This is a genomic window from Malikia spinosa (assembly GCF_002980625.1).
GTDB lineage: Bacteria > Pseudomonadota > Gammaproteobacteria > Burkholderiales > Burkholderiaceae_C > Malikia > Malikia spinosa.
Genome location: NZ_PVLR01000050.1, coordinates 1 through 15066, shown reverse-complemented (window position 1 = coordinate 15066; position 15066 = coordinate 1). Strand labels below are relative to the sequence as shown.

Annotated in this window: 11 protein-coding genes and 3 pseudogenes; 2 read left to right on the top strand and 12 right to left on the bottom strand. The window is 64.2% G+C overall.

Annotated features, from left to right (window positions below; all coding sequences use genetic code 11):
• A pseudogene (locus tag C6P61_RS15515) lies at positions 1–193 on the top strand (IS5/IS1182 family transposase); the annotation flags it as partial.
• 223 nt (positions 194–416) lie between these two features.
• Here the strand turns inward: C6P61_RS15515 and C6P61_RS15510 are convergent.
• From C6P61_RS15510 to C6P61_RS15460, 11 genes and pseudogenes are all read right to left on the bottom strand, one after another.
• On the bottom strand, positions 417–1412 hold the full coding sequence (locus C6P61_RS15510; RefSeq protein ID WP_105730835.1) for a Bug family tripartite tricarboxylate transporter substrate binding protein: 996 nt from the start codon (positions 1410–1412) through the stop codon (positions 417–419).
• A 30-nt stretch (positions 1413–1442) separates the two neighbouring features.
• Positions 1443–2435, bottom strand: a complete 993-nt coding sequence (locus tag C6P61_RS15505) for an NAD(P)H-dependent flavin oxidoreductase (protein WP_105730834.1) — start codon at positions 2433–2435, stop codon at positions 1443–1445.
• Between the two features lie 8 nt (positions 2436–2443).
• On the bottom strand, positions 2444–3445 hold the full coding sequence (locus tag C6P61_RS15500) for a Bug family tripartite tricarboxylate transporter substrate binding protein (RefSeq protein ID WP_105730833.1): 1002 nt from the start codon (positions 3443–3445) through the stop codon (positions 2444–2446).
• A 26-nt stretch (positions 3446–3471) separates the two neighbouring features.
• A pseudogene (locus C6P61_RS15495) lies at positions 3472–4480 on the bottom strand (Bug family tripartite tricarboxylate transporter substrate binding protein).
• A gap of 69 nt (positions 4481–4549) precedes the next feature.
• Entirely contained in the window at positions 4550–5809 is a 1260-nt protein-coding gene (locus C6P61_RS15490; protein ID WP_105730832.1) for a CaiB/BaiF CoA transferase family protein, read from the bottom strand.
• A 23-nt stretch (positions 5810–5832) separates the two neighbouring features.
• Positions 5833–6636: an oxepin-CoA hydrolase, alternative type gene (locus C6P61_RS15485; protein ID WP_105730831.1), complete on the bottom strand. Its 804-nt coding sequence runs from the start codon at positions 6634–6636 to the stop codon at positions 5833–5835.
• A 4-nt stretch (positions 6637–6640) separates the two neighbouring features.
• Positions 6641–7774 carry an acyl-CoA dehydrogenase family protein gene (locus tag C6P61_RS15480; RefSeq protein WP_105730830.1) on the bottom strand — a complete coding sequence of 378 codons (1134 nt, stop codon included), beginning with the start codon at positions 7772–7774 and terminating at the stop codon, positions 6641–6643.
• Positions 7775–7784: 10 nt separating this feature from the next.
• Positions 7785–8981: an acyl-CoA dehydrogenase family protein gene (locus C6P61_RS15475; protein ID WP_105730829.1), complete on the bottom strand. Its 1197-nt coding sequence runs from the start codon at positions 8979–8981 to the stop codon at positions 7785–7787.
• 21 nt (positions 8982–9002) lie between these two features.
• Positions 9003–10184 carry an acetyl-CoA C-acyltransferase gene (locus tag C6P61_RS15470; protein ID WP_105730828.1) on the bottom strand — a complete coding sequence of 394 codons (1182 nt, stop codon included), beginning with the start codon at positions 10182–10184 and terminating at the stop codon, positions 9003–9005.
• A 28-nt stretch (positions 10185–10212) separates the two neighbouring features.
• Positions 10213–12336 carry a 3-hydroxyacyl-CoA dehydrogenase NAD-binding domain-containing protein gene (locus C6P61_RS15465; RefSeq protein WP_105730827.1) on the bottom strand — a complete coding sequence of 708 codons (2124 nt, stop codon included), beginning with the start codon at positions 12334–12336 and terminating at the stop codon, positions 10213–10215.
• A 122-nt stretch (positions 12337–12458) separates the two neighbouring features.
• Entirely contained in the window at positions 12459–13091 is a 633-nt protein-coding gene (locus C6P61_RS15460; RefSeq protein ID WP_280524147.1) for a TetR/AcrR family transcriptional regulator, read from the bottom strand.
• 206 nt (positions 13092–13297) lie between these two features.
• Here C6P61_RS15460 and C6P61_RS15455 point away from each other — a divergent pair, with 206 nt between their 5' ends.
• Positions 13298–14728 carry a DHA2 family efflux MFS transporter permease subunit gene (locus C6P61_RS15455; RefSeq protein ID WP_105730825.1) on the top strand — a complete coding sequence of 477 codons (1431 nt, stop codon included), beginning with the start codon at positions 13298–13300 and terminating at the stop codon, positions 14726–14728.
• 145 nt (positions 14729–14873) lie between these two features.
• On the opposite strand, the pseudogene C6P61_RS15450 reads toward C6P61_RS15455, so the two are convergent.
• A pseudogene (locus C6P61_RS15450) lies at positions 14874–15066 on the bottom strand (IS5/IS1182 family transposase); the annotation flags it as partial.

The following is a 15066-nucleotide window of genomic DNA, read 5'->3' as shown; positions in this document are numbered from 1 at the left end:
CGCGATCTGGAAGCGCTGGAGTGGGTATCACCGGCGCAGCCTGGTTGAGACCAAGATGCGGTGTGTGAAGCTGATGGGCGAGCGAGTGATGGCGCGGGACTTCGATCGTCAGGTGGCGGAATTGCAAGTGCGTGCTGCCATCCTGAACCGCTTCACGCAACTGGGCACGCCCGAGACGGTACGCGTGGGATAACTCCGTCTGGGGTCAGGGGAAGAACGTCCTGGGTTTGATTTCCTCAACAAAGCCCAGCCTATCAGGACGGGGGCGTCCATCTCATTGAAAAAGCCGGCTGGAACAATAATGAAAGTGAGTGAGCCTCAACTCATTCAGCATGCTCCACAACCCACGAATGATCGTATGGCACGCCCCACCGTCGCCGGCAGCGGCGGTTCGGTGGAGAGAATAGGCGTGGGCTTCAGTCCAGTTTGGCGCCGGAAATGTCTACGATGCGCTCCCAGATCGGCGCGTCCTTGCGGAAGACCTCGGCGAACTGTTCTGGGGTGTTGCCGACCGGCAGGAACCCGATGCTGCTGATGCGCTGCTGAATCTCGGATTGAGCGATGATGGCGCGCACTTCGCTAGCTACCCTGGTCATGATGTCGGACGGCGTGCGCGCCGGCGCACTCATGCCAACCCAGCCCGTGATGCGGAAGATCTCGTCCTTGATGCCTTGTTCGCCCATGGTGGCCACCTTGGGCAGCATTGCCATGCGCTGCTCGCCGGTGACCGCCAGCACCTTGACGCGACCCGAGTCGATGAAGGGCTTGGCTGCCTGCAGGCTTGCGAAGGCGAGCTGGACCTGGCCCCCGGCGAGGTCCTGCATCATCGCGGCTTCGCCCTTGTAGGCCGCATGGACCATGTCAACCTTGCGGCTGTGGTTGAGATAGGCGCAGGCCAGATGCGAGTACGACCCTGTGCCCCAGGAGCCGTAGGAAAGCTTGCCCTGGCTGCGGTCCATGTACTGGAACAGTTCGTTGGCGTTGCTGACCGGAATGCTGGGATGCACCAGCAGGGCCACCGGCGCCAGTGCAATCTGCGAAATCAGTGCCTGGTCGCGCAGCGGCTGGTAGGGCAGCTTGGCGTATAGGTACTGGTTGATCAGCATGGTGGTGCCAAGTGAGACCAAGAAAGTGTAGCCGTCGGGAGTGGCCTTGAGTGCGGCATCGGTGCCAGAGACGCCACCAGCGCCAGGACGGTTCTCGATGATTACGGGCTGTCCCAGACGCTGAGACAGCTTTTCGCCGATCGAGCGCGCTACCATGTCGGTCGCACCGCCGGCGGCATAGGGCACGATCAGGCGAATCGGCTTGCTCGGGTAGGCTTGCGCCAAGGCAGCGGGTAGGCCGGCGAGCGCAGCACAGGCTGCGAGGCCCTGGCTGAGCCAGGTGCGACGGTTCAGGGTGGGGTGCATGTATGTCTCCTTGCAGGTTTGTGGTGGTTATCAGACTGTGATCACTTGTGGCAGCCGCTCGACGGCACGCCAGAAATCTTGCTCGAAGCGCTCGACGATATCGGCCAACGGCTCGATCCGGTCGGTGAACGCGAGTGCCTGGCCGGCCGCAAGCATGCCCTTGGACCAGTCGCCCGTGACATAGGCCTGACGGCCGATCTTTCCCGACACCAGCGGCAGCAGGTCCTCGATGCCGAGGTCGGGCCGGCTGGCCTCAAGTTCGCGCACCGACCGCGTGGTGTCGTTGCGCAGCACACGCACGGTGTTGCGTACCGACTGCATGCACAATTCAGTATCAGTAGGCGCGGCTTGGATCAGGCGCTGCTTGTAGTCGTGGTGGGCCCAGATTTCCTCGGCGACCAGGAAGCGGGTGCCAATCACCACGCCAGCTGCGCCCATGGCCAGCGCCGCCGCGAGCTGTGAGCCGCGGCCGATGCCACCGCCGATCAGGTAGGGAATCTGTAGCTGGTCGCAGGCCCATGCACTGTTGACCATGCTTCCGACCAGATCCATGCCCGGATGGCCGCCACATTCCGCGCCGACGATGGCCACCGCATCGACACCGATGGACTGGGCCTTGAGCGCGTAGCGCAGTGCAGGGACCTTGTGCATGACCTTGATGCCGGCCGCCTTGAGGCTGGGCAGGTAGGCCTCTGGGCTGCGACCCGAGGTTTCGACGAAGCGCACGCCTTCTTCGGCGATCAGGTCGAACACCGCCTGGGTGCGCTCGCCCGGCACCAGCTTGGGCAGCATCGAGACGTTGACGCCGAAGGGGGCGCCTTCGCAGAGATCACGGCAGCGCCGGATCTCGTCGCGCAGCGCCTGCGGCTCCGGAAAGCTGGCTGCAGTGATGAAGCCGATGATGCCGGCGCGCGCAGCCGAAGCCACGTAGAACGCGTCTGACAGCCACATCAGGCCGCCTGCGACGATGGGCAGCCGGGTGCCAAACAGCGCGGTGATGGGGGTGGATACCGACGACTTCATGGCGTCACTCATTCGACCGAAATGCCCTTGTCATGGATCACCTTGCCCCATTTGGTGTGATCCTGCTGGATGCGCTGCGCCATCTGCGCGGGCGCCTGGTAGCTGGCGATGGCGCCGGCGTTGAGCAGCTTGTCTTGCACTTCCCGGTCGGCCAGGATTTGCTTGACCTCGCTGCTCACACGCTCGATCACTGCCTTGGGTGTGCCCTGCGGTGCCAGCAGGCCGCCCCAGGACACGGCGTCGTAGCCGACGAAGCCTTGTTCGGAAATGGTCTTGACGTCGGGGAGCACGCTCACGCGCTTGGGCGAGCCCACTGCGATGGCGCGCAGCTTGCCTGATTGGATGTGCGGCAGCGCGGCGACGAGGTCGGCGTACATCAGCGGTACCTGGCCGCCGATGGTGTCGGTGATAGCCGGCACGCCACCCTTGTAGGGCACGTGCTGCATGTCGAACTGTCCCATCTGCTTGAGCAACTCCATGCTCAGGTGGCCGAAGCTGCCCGCGCCCGAGCTCGTGTAGTTGAGCTTGCCTGGCTGGGCCTTTGCCTGGGTGATGAGCTTTTGCAGATCAGTCACGCTCGGCAGCTGTGCCGGGTTGACCACCACCACGATCGGTAGGTCATAGACGGTCGCGACCGGAGCGAAATCCTTGGTCGTGTCGTATCCGGCTCTTTTGTAGAGATGTGGCGCCAGCAGCGTAGGAGCGGCCAGCATCATCAGCGTGTAGCCGTCGGGTGCATTCTTGGCGACCTGGGCTGCGGCGATCGAGCCGGAAGCGCCAGGCTTGTTTTCCACGATCACGGGCTGCTTCAGGCGCTCGGCCAGCTTCTGGCCGACGATGCGTGTGGCGGTGTCGGTCGGTCCGCCCGGCGGGAACGGCACGACGATCTTGATCGTCTGGCTCGGCCAGGCCTGGGCAAAAGCAGAACCGATCAGCAGGGGCGCGGCGGCCAGGGCCAGCACGAAGCGGCGCGAAGTGCGTGCCAGCGGGGAGGAAGGGGAAGTGGTCATCGTTACCTCGTAAGGAAAATGGATCGTTATTCGAGCCGCGCGTCCGCAGCCTCGACCAGCGCCTTCCAGATGGGCAAGTCGCGCTGGTAGTTCTGCCGGAACTTGTCCGGGCTGTTCATCATGGGCATGAAGCCCGCGCCCGCGATTCGCTCCAGAACCTTGGGCTCCTTGGCGATTTCGCGCAGGTGTGCATTGAGCTGATCGACGATGTCACTGGGCGTTCCCGCCGGTGCACCCACGGCCAGCCAGCCGAAGACGGTGTAGGCATCGTCCTGCACGCCCTGCTCGAAAATGGTGGGCAGCTTGGGCAGGATGTCCATGCGCTGCTTGCCTGTGACGCCGATGGCCTTGACCCGGCCCGGAGCAATGAAGGGCTTGGTGTTGAGCGCGCTGGAGAAGCAAAGCTGCAACTGGCCGCCGATGAGCTCCTGGATCATGGGTGCCTCGCCCTTGTAGGCCACATGGACCATGTCGGCATCCATGGTCTTGCTCATGTACGCGCCCGCGAGGTGGGCATACGAGCCCGTGCCCCACGGATCCGTACGACAGCTTGCCCTTGTGCGACTTCACGTAAGCCAGCAGCTCCTTCATGTTGTTTACGGGAACCGACGGGTGCACCACCAGCGTGACGGGTGCGGCCGCAACCTGGGACACCAGCGCGAGATCCTTTTGCGGTTTGTAGGGCAGTTTGGGGTAGAGGAACTGGTTGATCAGCATCGAGGTGCTGAGCGACAACAGCAAGGTGTGGCCGTCGGCCGGGGCCTTGGCGACGGCATCGGTGCCCAGGATGCCGGCGGCACCACCCTTGTTATCCACCACCACGGGCTGACCGATGCGCTTGGACAAGGCCTCGCCCACGGTGCGGGCGATGATGTCCGTAGCGCCGCCAGCGTTGAAAGGCACAATCAGCCGTATCGGCTTGGTCGGCCAGGCCATCTTGCCGGCTTGCGCCATCGCCGGGCCCAGCAGACTGCCGCCACCGAGGGCCGCCAGGCCCTGCAAGATATTGCGACGGTTCATTCGAGAGAAATTCATGCAGGCTTCTTTCAATCAAAAAAGACGGCAAGGCTTGCTTTACAAGCACTGGCAGCTATGGTTTCTGCATCAATCCGACAAGGGCAGCGTCAGCACGCCTTTGTCCCGCAACGCCTTAAGCTCCGCGTCTGACAGTTGCAGCAACTGCTGTAGCACATCGCGCGTGCCCTCACCCAGCGTGGGCGGTGCATTGCGGATGGGCAGGCGCTGGCCGTCCAGGCGGTAGGGCGGCGCAAAAACGTGGGTGGTGCCGGCCACAGGGTGCGGCATTTCCTGCAGCAGACCGCCCCGGCGGGTGCGCTCGCTGGTCAGGGCTTCGTGCAGGCCGGCCACCTTGCCGCAGGGAATGCCAGCTGCCGTCAGGCGCTCCAGCAGCAACTCGCGCGGGAAGCCGGCAATCAGCTCCTTGAGCAAGGATCCAAGTGCCAGCCGGTTCTTGGCCCGCTCCACATTGGTAGCAAAACGCGGGTCTTCGACGATGTCCGGGCGCTCGATGACTTGGCGGCAGAACTTGTCGAACTGTGCATTGTTGCCCACGCCGATGATGAGTGGGCCGTCGGCCGCGTCGTACATGCCGTAGGGCACGATGGACGGGTGGGCGTTACCGTAGCGCTGCGGGTCGTGGCCCAGCAGCATGGCATCGAGACCGTAGTAGCCGGTGATCATCAGGCCGCAATCGTACAGCGCCATCTCGATGTGGCGGCCCTTGCCCGTGCGCTCGCGGCGGAACAGGGCCGCCAGCACGGCTTGGGCGGCGTACATACCGGTCATCATGTCGACGGCGGCCACGCCGAATTTCAGCGGCGGCTGGCTGGCCTCGCCGTTGAGGGCCATCAGGCCCGCCTCGGCCTGGATCACCAGGTCGTAGCCGGGACGCTTGGCCTCGGGGCCGGAGCTGTCGTAACCCGCCACCGAGCAGTAGATCAGGTCCGGCTTGATCGCCTTGAGCTGCCCGTAGCCCAGGCCCAGCTTCTCGGCGCCGCCGGTCTTGAAGTTCTGGATCACCACGTCGCACTGGGGCAGCAGGTCGTGGATGATCTTGACGCCCTCGGGCGACTGCAGGTCGACGGTGATGGACCGCTTGTTGCGGTTCATGCTGTTGTAGTAGGTGGTCTCGGTCTTGCCGATGCGCATGCCCCAGTCGCGCGTGTCGTCACCCCTGCCGGGGTGTTCTACCTTGATGACCTCGGCGCCAAAGTCGGCCAGCACCATGCCGCACAGGGGTCCCGCGAACACGCGCGAGAGGTCCAGCACGCGCACGCCTTCGAGCGGGAAATCCATGTCACCGGGTATGGATGTGGAGGGAGTGGTGGTTGTCGTTTCGGTCATGTGTTTTCGTTCCCCTGCGTGGTTCACGCCTGACGATTGCGCAGCGATGCGAAATCAGGCGCGCGTTTTTCCAGGAAGGCTCCAATGCCTTCGCGGGATTCCTCGGTCTCCTGGGAAACCACCATGAACCGGGCTTCCTGTTCCAATTGCTGCCCCAGCGTGTTCGCGTAGGCCTCGCGGCACAGCGTCTTGATGCAGGCCATGGCCTGCTCGGGGCCCGCGGCCACCTGGGTGGCAAGTGCCAGCGCCTGCTCCAGCGCCTGGCCGGGCTCAGCCAGGCGGTTGACCGGGCCCAGCGCATGCAGGCGCTCGCCCGAGATGCGCTCACCCGTGAGGCACAGTTCGGTCAGCAGCTGGCGCGACACGAACTCGGCCAGGAAGGCCGTGGCACCGCCATCGGGCGTCAGGCCGACCTTCACGTAGGCAACCGAGAACACCGAATTTTTTGCCGCCACGAGCATGTCGCAGGCCAGGGCCAGCGACAGGCCGGCACCCGCGGCCGCGCCTTCGACAGCCGCGATCACAGGCTTGCGACAGTCGCGCACGGCGCGAATGAGGTCGTGCAGGCCTTCGAGCTTGGCGCGGCGCTCTTCGACCGGCAATTCCCGGCGCGTGGCGAGTTGGCGCAGGTCGCCGCCCGCGCAGAAATGCTCGCCCTCGCCCGTCAGCACGATGGCGCCTACGCCCGGGTCGGTCTCGGCCTGCACGAGCGCCGTGGTCAAGGCAGCATAAAAGGCTGGTGACAGCGCGTTGCGTGCCGCCGGGTTGTTGTTGGAGAGCACCAGCACGGTGCCTTCGCGCCGCTGCAGCAGGGGAGGCAGCGCCATGGCGTCAGTCCCGGCCCAGCGCCATGTAGCGCGCGAGGTGGTGATCTTCGTCCCCGAGCTGGTGGTCGACCATCACCAGTCGCTTGGCGTAATGGGACAGCGGCAATTCCCAGGTCATTCCAATGCCGCCGTGCAGCTGAATGCTCTCCTCGGCCACCAGGGTGCCGATGCGGCCGATCGTGAACTTGGCTGCCGACAGCGCGCGTTCGCGTGCGATGCGGTCGTCGCCATCGATGGCGGCGGCGGCGTTGATCACCGCTGAGCGCGCCTGCTCGACTTCGAGCAGCAGGTCAGCCATGCGGTGCTGCAGCGCCTGGAAGCTGCCGATCGGCTTGCCGAACTGCTTGCGCGTCTGCAGGTATTCCAGCGTGGCCTGCTTGGCCACGTCCATGGCGCCGACCGCTTCGGCGCACAGCGCGAGCACGCCATAGCCGACGGCGTGCTCCAGCGTAGCCAAGCCCTGGCCCTCGGCACCTAGCAAGGCATCGGCACCCAGCCTGACCTGGTCGAACACCAGCTCGGCGGCATGGCCACCGTCGATGCGGCCATAACCCCGGCACTGCAGGCCCGCAGCATCGCCCGGCACCAGAAACAGCGAGATGCCCGCTTCATCGTCGAGCGCGCCCGAGGTGCGCGCAGACACCAGCAGCAGTCCGGCCTGGTCGCCAAACAGCACCACGGACTTGGCCCCCGAGATGACCCAGCCATCGCCCTGACGTTCGGCAAGAGTGCTGACGCGGCTGAGCTCGTAGTGGTTGGCAGGTTCGTCGTGCGCCAGAGCCGCCACGGTGCTGCCTTCAATCAGCTCGGCGAGGCGGGCTTTCTGAGCTTCGCTGCCGGCCGCAGCCAGAGCGCGGCCCACCATCAATGCCCCCAGGAAGGGTTCGGTCACCAGCCCGCGGCCCAGGGATTCGAACACCACGGCGATGTCGAAGCCGCTGCCGCCGAAGCCCCCATCGGCCTCGGAGAACAGCGCGCCGATGGCGCCGAGCTCGGCGAACTGCTGCCAGCGCTCCGGGGAGAAGCCCTGTTCTCCGTAAGCCGTTTGGTTGCGGAATTCGCTGCCGTATTGCTCGGTCACGAAGCGGTTCAAGCTGTCCGCCAGCATGCGGCGGTCTTCTGTGTGCGTGAAATTCATGGCATCGACCTCACAGGCCCAGGATCATCTTGGAGATGATGTTTTTCTGGATTTCGTTGGAGCCGCCGAAGATCGACAGCTTGCGGTAGTTGAAGTAGTTGGCCGCTGCCGTGGCCGCTTCCTTCGGGCCCACGGGTTCGTCGGCATAGCCCTCGTACTGCGCCTCTTCAATGAAGGGCAGCGCGTGAGGCCCCATGGCGCGGCGGATCAGTGACAGGATTTCCTGCCGGATCTCGGTGCCACGAATCTTGAGCATGGAGCTCTCGGCGCCGGGTACACCGCCGCCAGCCACGGCCGCGATCACGCGCAGGTTGGTGGTCTTCATGTTCTCCAGGTCGATCTGGACCTTGGCCATTCGGGTGGCAAACAGCGGGTCTTGTGCCAGCGGGCGCCCGTTCTTGTGCACCTTGTTGGCGATGAGCTTGAGTTTTTCCAGCGCTGCAACCGAGAGGCCGACGCCGGCGATGCCGGTGCGCTCGTAGGTCAGCAGGTATTTGGCGTAGGTCCAGCCCTTGTTTTCTTCACCCACCAGGTTCTCTACCGGCACCTTCACGTCAGTGAAGAACACCTCGTTGACTTCGCGGTCACCGTCCAGGGTGCGGATCGGGCGCAGTTCCACGCCGGGGCTGTTCATGTCCACCAGCAGGAAGCTGATGCTTTCCTGTTGCCGCGCTTCCTTGCTGGTGCGCACCAGGCAGAAGATCATGTTGGCGTGCTGGCCCTGGGTAGTCCAGGTCTTCTGGCCATTGACGATGTAGTGATCGCTCTCACGCACGGCCGTGGTCTTGATGGCAGCCAGATCCGAGCCCGCGCCGGGCTCCGAATAGCCCTGGCACCACCAGTCGGCCCCGCTCAGGATGCGCGGCAGCCAGTAGCGCTTCTGCGCCTCGTTGCCGTACTTGATCAGCACCGGACCCAGCATGTTCACGCCAAACGGCACGATGCGCGGCCCGCCGGCCAGGGCGCACTCGTGGTCGAAGATGAATTTCTGCACTGCGCTCCAGCCCGGACCACCCCATTCCTGGGGCCAGTGGTTGGCGTACCAGCCACGCTCGTTCAGGATGGCGTGCCATTCGTCCTGGTCGGCCTTGCTCAGGCGCTGGCCGGCCTTGACCTTGTTGGCGATGCGCGCGGGCAGCTTGTCATGCAAAAAGGCCCGCACTTGCGCGCGGAATGCCTCTTCTTCGGGGGTGAAGTTCAGGTCCATGTCCTTGGTTCCTTCGGGGAGTCAGAAAATTTCAAACAGGCCGGCGGCACCCATGCCACCGGCAATGCACATGGTCACCACGGCGTACCTGGCCTTGCGGCGGCGGCCTTCCAGCAGCACGTGCCCTGCCAGGCGGGCGCCCGTCATGCCGAAGGGGTGGCCAATCGAAATGGCCCCACCGTTGACGTTCAGACGTTCGTTGGGAATACCCAGGCGGCGCTGGCAGTACAGTGCCTGGGAGGCAAAGGCCTCGTTCAGTTCCCACAGATCGATGTCATCGACCTTGAGGCCATGGCGTGCCAGCAGCTTGGGTACCGCGAACACCGGGCCAATGCCCATCTCGTCCGGCTCGCAACCGGCCACGGCCAAGCCACGGAAGGCGCCCAGCGGCTGCAGGCCCAAACGCTCCGCCTGCCTGGCTTCCATCAGCACACAGGCCGAGGAGCCGTCGGACAGCTGCGAGGCATTGCCTGCGGTGACGAACTTGTCCGCACCTTTCACGGGTTCGAGCTTGTGCAGACTCTCCAGCGTGGTGGATGGGCGGTTGCAGTTGTCGCGGGTAGCCACCACGTCCCGGTAGGTGACTTCGCCGGTTTCCTTGTTCTTTTCAGCCATGCGCGTGGCACAGGGGATGATTTCATCCTGGAACAGGTTGAGGGCCTGTGCTGCTGCGGTGCGCTGCTGGCTTTGCAGCGAAAAAGCGTCTTGCTCTTCGCGAGAAATCTGGTACCGCTCGGCCACCACGTCGGCGGTGTCGATCATGGCCATGAACAGGTCGGGCTTGTGCTCGACCAGCCAGGGGTCCATGTCAGTGGGCAGGTTGTTGCCGGGGCGCATGCCCGAGATGGTTTCAACTCCCCCGGCGATCATGGCGTCCACGCCTTCGGCCACGATGCGACCCGCCGCCACGGCAATCGACTGCAGGCCCGAAGCGCAGTAACGCGTCAGCGTGGTGCCGGCGATGGACAGCGGCAGTTCTGCGCGCAGGACGGTCTGGCGGCCCAGGTTGCGGCCTTGGAAACCATCGGGGTTGCCACAGCCCAGGATCAGGTCTTCGATCATGGCCGGGTCAATGCCCGAGCGTTCGACGGCAGCCTTGACGGAAAAGGCGGCCAGTTGAGCGGCCGGGGTGATGTTGAATTCACCGCGGTGCGACTTGGTCAACGGCGTGCGGGCGGTAGAAACGATAACGGCTTGACGCATCGGGTGACTTTCAGTGCGGGCAGAGGGCTTACTGGGCTCGGTTCAGGCTGTCGAAGTTTTTGCCTTCGTCCACCAGGCGTTCCAGCAGCGGCGAGGGTTGCCAGAACAGCGGATCTTCCTTGGCAAAGGTGCGGATGTCGGCCAACACCTGGTCCAGCCCCACCATGTCGGCGTACTTCATGGGGCCACCGCGGTAGCGCGGGAAACCGTAGCCATACAGGAAGGTCGCATCCACGTCCAGTGGACGCAGTGCAATCCCTTGATCCACTACGTTGGCGCCTTCATTGATCATCGCGGCCATGTAACGGCGCATGATTTCATCCGCAGTGAAGGAGCGCGGCGTGATGCCAGCGCGCTCGCGCTCGGCGTCGATGATGGCCTGCACCTCGGGATCGGGCTGGCCGGTGCGTGAACCTTGCGGATAGAGGTAATAGCCACGGCCGGTCTTCTGGCCGAACCAGCCGCGCTCGCAGATGCGATCTGCGATCTGCACGTAGCGGGCTTTAGGGTTACGCGTGGCGGCGCGGCGCTTGCGCGTGGCCCAGCCGATGTCGCCGCCGGCCAGGTCCGACATCTGGAACGGGCCCATCGGGTATCCAAATTCGCGTACCGCAGCATCGATCTCGTAGGGCGAGGCACCGTCCTCCATCAAGTAATCCGCCGCTTGGCGATAGACCGCCAGGATGCGGTTGCCGATGAAGCCGTCGCAGACGCCGGCACGCACTGGCACCTTCTTGAGCTTATTGGCCAGATTGAACGCGGTGGCGACCACGTCGGCGCTCACTTTCGCGGGCACCACGATCTCCAGCAGCTTCATGATGTGAGCCGGGCTGAAGAAGTGCAGTCCGATCACGTCCTGCGGGCGTGAGATGCTGGCAGCGATCGCGTCAATGTCGAGATAGGAGGTGTTGGTGGCCAGCACTGCGCCGGGTTTGCAGACGCGGTCGAGTTCGGCAAACACCGCCTTCTTCACGTCCAGGTCCTCGAACACGGCTTCGATCACCAGGTCCACCTGAGCCAGCGCATCATAGGAAATGCTGCCGCTGAAACGGGCCATCACGGCCGCCTTGGCCTCGGACGTCATGCGACCTTTGGCGATCAGGCCGTCGTAGACCTTTTCGACGTTGGCGCGGCCACGGGCAATACTGGCCTCGTCGCGTTCGATCATCGTCACCGGCAGACACGCATCCAGCAGGGATACCGCAATGCCCGCGCCCATGATGCCGCCACCGACTACGCCCACACTGGCCAGGCGGCGCGGCTGGGCTGCCCGGGCTTCCGGGACCTTGACGACCTCGCGCTCAGCGAAAAAGGCGTGGATCAGTCCCGCGCGCTGCGGACTGTCGATGCACTGCAGGAAGAGCTGCCGTTCTCGCTTGAGCGCCTCGTCGAATGACAGTTCGAGTCCGTTGCGCACCGACTCGATCACCTTCAACGGCGAGAACAGGCCGCGTGACTTCTTTGCCGTCTCGGCCTCCAGCTTGGCAAGCGTCGCCAAGCTCTCGGAGCGTTCGGCCGAGGTCGCGCTGGCATCGCGCGTGCGGCGCATGCTGGCCCCCTGCTGCAGCAGCTCCAAGGCGTAAGCAAGTCCAGCGACCTCAGCGCTGTCGTCATCGCCTAGGCGGTCGACCAAGCCGCAGGCCTGCGCCTCGACGGCACCCATGTGGCGGCCGCTGAGCATGAGATCGACTGCGGGGCCTACCCCCATCAGCCGGGGCGCGCGCAGGGTACCGCCGGCGCCGGGAATCAGTCCCAGTTGGACCTCGGGTAGTCCGAGCTTGGCGTCGCGCATGGCCAGGCGGTAATGCGCCGCCATCGCCACTTCCAGTCCCCCGCCGAGCGCGTGCCCGTGCATGGCCGCCACCACCAGCTTGCTGCAGGCCTCGATCCGGTTGCAGACCTCGGGCAGGCTGGGCGGCTGCGGTGATTGACCGAATTCGCGGATGTCAGCACCGGCGATGAAGGCGCGACCCGCGCCGACCAGCAACACGGCCTGCACTGAGGCGTCGGCCTCGGCCTTCTCGATCGCAGCGATCAGGCCGCGCCGCAGTTCGACGTTGAGGGCGTTGACCGGCGGGCTGTCCAAGGTGGCGATCAATACTGGACCGCGTAGTTCGGTTCGTACGCTGGCAGGGGTGTTCGAGGCGCTCATGCTGTTGATCTTTCCTTGTGAATGACACCGATCAGTCAGCGCCAGTCACCTAGTAACTTACTATTCGATTAGCAAGTATATGGGGTTTTGTTACGCTCGTCCATCCTGCTTTGTGCCTGGTTTCAGCGTTGGAGCAGGGCCTTGATGGCCAGCAAGACGTCCTGGCTGATCTGCTCGATCGGAAAATTCTCAGGGTCAAGTAGGTGCTGCATCGAGATGCCGCGCAGCAGGCCCAGGATGACCGCCGCCATCGAGTCGGGATCGATATCCTGCCGGATTTCGCCTTTCCCCAGCGCGATGCGAAGCTGCTCGGCATAAAAAGCGCGGGATGCCTGTGAGTATTCGCGCATCGTCTCCTGCAGGCTGCCTCCGAGGATTGCTGCCTCGCCCAGCATGGCAAAGCTCGCTGCCCGGTGATCGCCTGGTGTCAGCAGATAGGAGCTTATGCTGTGCAGCAGGCGATCCAGTCCCGTTTCGCTGGCATGCGCCTGCGCCCGGACTGCGCTGAAGCTTTGCTGCACATGCCGTGCGAGCGCGCGCACGAACTGTTCCTTGTTGCCGTAATGGTGCGCCACGAGCCCGCGGCTGTAACCCGCCATGGATCCCACCTCGGCCAGCGTCATTCCGGACACGCCCTTCCTGGCGACCAGTTGCATACCGCTATCGAGCAGCTTGCGCTCGGAATCTTGGCGTCGCTCGGTCTGGCTGCGGCGTTTGCCGGGTTTGGAAGAGGGGCTAGGGGCAGGGGATGACAATGTACTTTCCGTGGCTTGGTTGGGATGCGATATCTTATTCGGGGTAGAACAACGAAAAATAAAGTACTTTGTGAACCGAATTCTGAAACGCCCCCAAAAAGGTCGCGTGAACCGTGGGCCAAGAACTACCCCCAACAGGGGCAAGGTCAGTTCCTGCCATCGCAATCCTGTGTCAGTCTTTCGATCGCTCCCTCACACCAAGCGCCATGCCACTTCGTCCGATCCCATCCAGCTACGATGACCTGTCTCGGCGTCATGGTGCCGCTTACAAATGGATCGTGCTGACGATCATCGGCCTTGGAACGGTCGCAGGCGTGCTCAGCACATCGAGCTTCAACGTCGCGGTGCCCGCGATGACACGCCATTTCGGCATCGGTCAAGATCAGGTGCAGTGGGCTATGACGGGGTTCATGGCTGCGATGGCAGTCGCAATGCTGCCGACCTCATGGTTGATCGACCGCATTGGCTTGCGTCGTGTTTTTCTTGCGGCCACTCTGGTGCTGATGATTGCGAGCGTCTTCGGCTTTTTCGCACCCAGTTTCACGCACGTCGTGCTCGCGCGCATCGTGCAGGGCGCTGCTGCGGGCGTGTTGCAGCCGATGGGCGTGCTAGCACTGGTGCGACTGTTTCCGCGCAAGATCCAGGGGCGCGCATCGGGGATACTGATTTTCAGCATCGCGCTGACGCCTGCGATCGCGCCAGCGCTCGGTGGCGTGCTGCTGGAGCGCTTCGGTTGGGAAGCGATCTTCCTGCTCGGGCTGCCGTTCGGCCTGGTCTCGGGTATAGCAGCAATCTACCTGCTGCCGCTGCCGCGCCGGATTGAGCCGCGCCAATTCGACTGGATCGGACTGGGCTGGCTGTCGCTGGCGACCGTCGTGCTAGTCGAGGGGGTGGCGAGTCTGCAGCACAGCGGGCTGCTGTCACCCTGGACACTGGGCCAGCTCGGGCTTGCACTGGTCTCGGTGCTGCTGTTCTTGCGACATGCACTGCGGCTCGACGCGCCGCTGATCAATCCGCGCCTGTTCGGCGAGCGCACCTTTGCCATGGGCAGCATCGTGTCCTTCTCGTACGGATTTGGTCTCTACGCGTCGACCTATCTGGTTCCTGTATTCCTGCAAAACGTGCTGTCCTACCAGGCAGCCGCGGCCGGCCTGGCACTGCTGCCCTCGGGCATCGCGCTGGTGCTGACATTGCCACTGGCTGGCCGGCTCGCCGACCGCTTTGCGGCCAAGCACGTGACGATCGCCGGGCTGCTGGCGTTCGGCGCATCGTTCGTCGCGTTCGCGCTTGAGGCTGGCCGCATCAGCTACGCCGAGATCATCGCCGCGACGGTCGTCGGTCGCATCGGGCTCGGGTTGATCCTGCCCGCACTCAACCTCGCGACGCTGCACCAGATCGAGGCCAGCCAGCTCGGCCAGGCCAGCGTTGTCACCAGCTACGCGCGCCAGCTCGGTGGCGTCGTCGGCATCGCGGTCATCGCAGTGTTCGTGCAGTGGCGCGAGTCGGTCTACGGCCTCTCAGCAGCCGGTCTGCAGGCCGCCTACTCGGAAGGTTTCTTGCTGCTGGCAGCGGTCTTCGCGCTGGCTCTCGGCGCCTGTGCTCGGATGCGGTCCGACCGTGCACCGGCGTGCTCATAAGTTAGTCAGCGGAAGTTTTCCAACTCAGAATTCCATCCTGAATGGGGTCGCTTCAGGAAACTACAGGGACTTCCCACGTAGTCAAGTGCGGGGCTTTGTTGCAGAAATGAGATTGCGGACGTAATGCCCCTGACCCCAGACGGAGTTACGCCACGCGCACCGTCTCGGGTGTGCCGAGCCAGGTGAAGCGATTCAGGATCGCAGCACGCACCTGCAGTTCCGCGACCTGACGGTCGAAGTCCCGTGCCATCACCCGCTCGCCGAGCAGCTTGACGCAACGCATTTTGGCCTCGACCAGGCTGCGCCGGTGATACCCGCTCCAGCGCTTCCAGATCGCG

Coding starts and splice junctions, on each gene's coding strand:
- C6P61_RS15510 (WP_105730835.1), bottom strand. CDS start 1,412: ATGCACCCCACCCTGAACCGTCGCACCTGGCTCAGCCAGGGCCTCGCA.
- C6P61_RS15505 (WP_105730834.1), bottom strand. CDS start 2,435: ATGAAGTCGTCGGTATCCACCCCCATCACCGCGCTGTTTGGCACCCGG.
- C6P61_RS15500 (WP_105730833.1), bottom strand. CDS start 3,445: ATGACCACTTCCCCTTCCTCCCCGCTGGCACGCACTTCGCGCCGCTTC.
- C6P61_RS15490 (WP_105730832.1), bottom strand. CDS start 5,809: ATGACCGAAACGACAACCACCACTCCCTCCACATCCATACCCGGTGAC.
- C6P61_RS15485 (WP_105730831.1), bottom strand. CDS start 6,636: ATGGCGCTGCCTCCCCTGCTGCAGCGGCGCGAAGGCACCGTGCTGGTG.
- C6P61_RS15480 (WP_105730830.1), bottom strand. CDS start 7,774: ATGAATTTCACGCACACAGAAGACCGCCGCATGCTGGCGGACAGCTTG.
- C6P61_RS15475 (WP_105730829.1), bottom strand. CDS start 8,981: ATGGACCTGAACTTCACCCCCGAAGAAGAGGCATTCCGCGCGCAAGTG.
- C6P61_RS15470 (WP_105730828.1), bottom strand. CDS start 10,184: ATGCGTCAAGCCGTTATCGTTTCTACCGCCCGCACGCCGTTGACCAAG.
- C6P61_RS15465 (WP_105730827.1), bottom strand. CDS start 12,336: ATGAGCGCCTCGAACACCCCTGCCAGCGTACGAACCGAACTACGCGGT.
- C6P61_RS15455 (WP_105730825.1), top strand. CDS start 13,298: ATGCCACTTCGTCCGATCCCATCCAGCTACGATGACCTGTCTCGGCGT.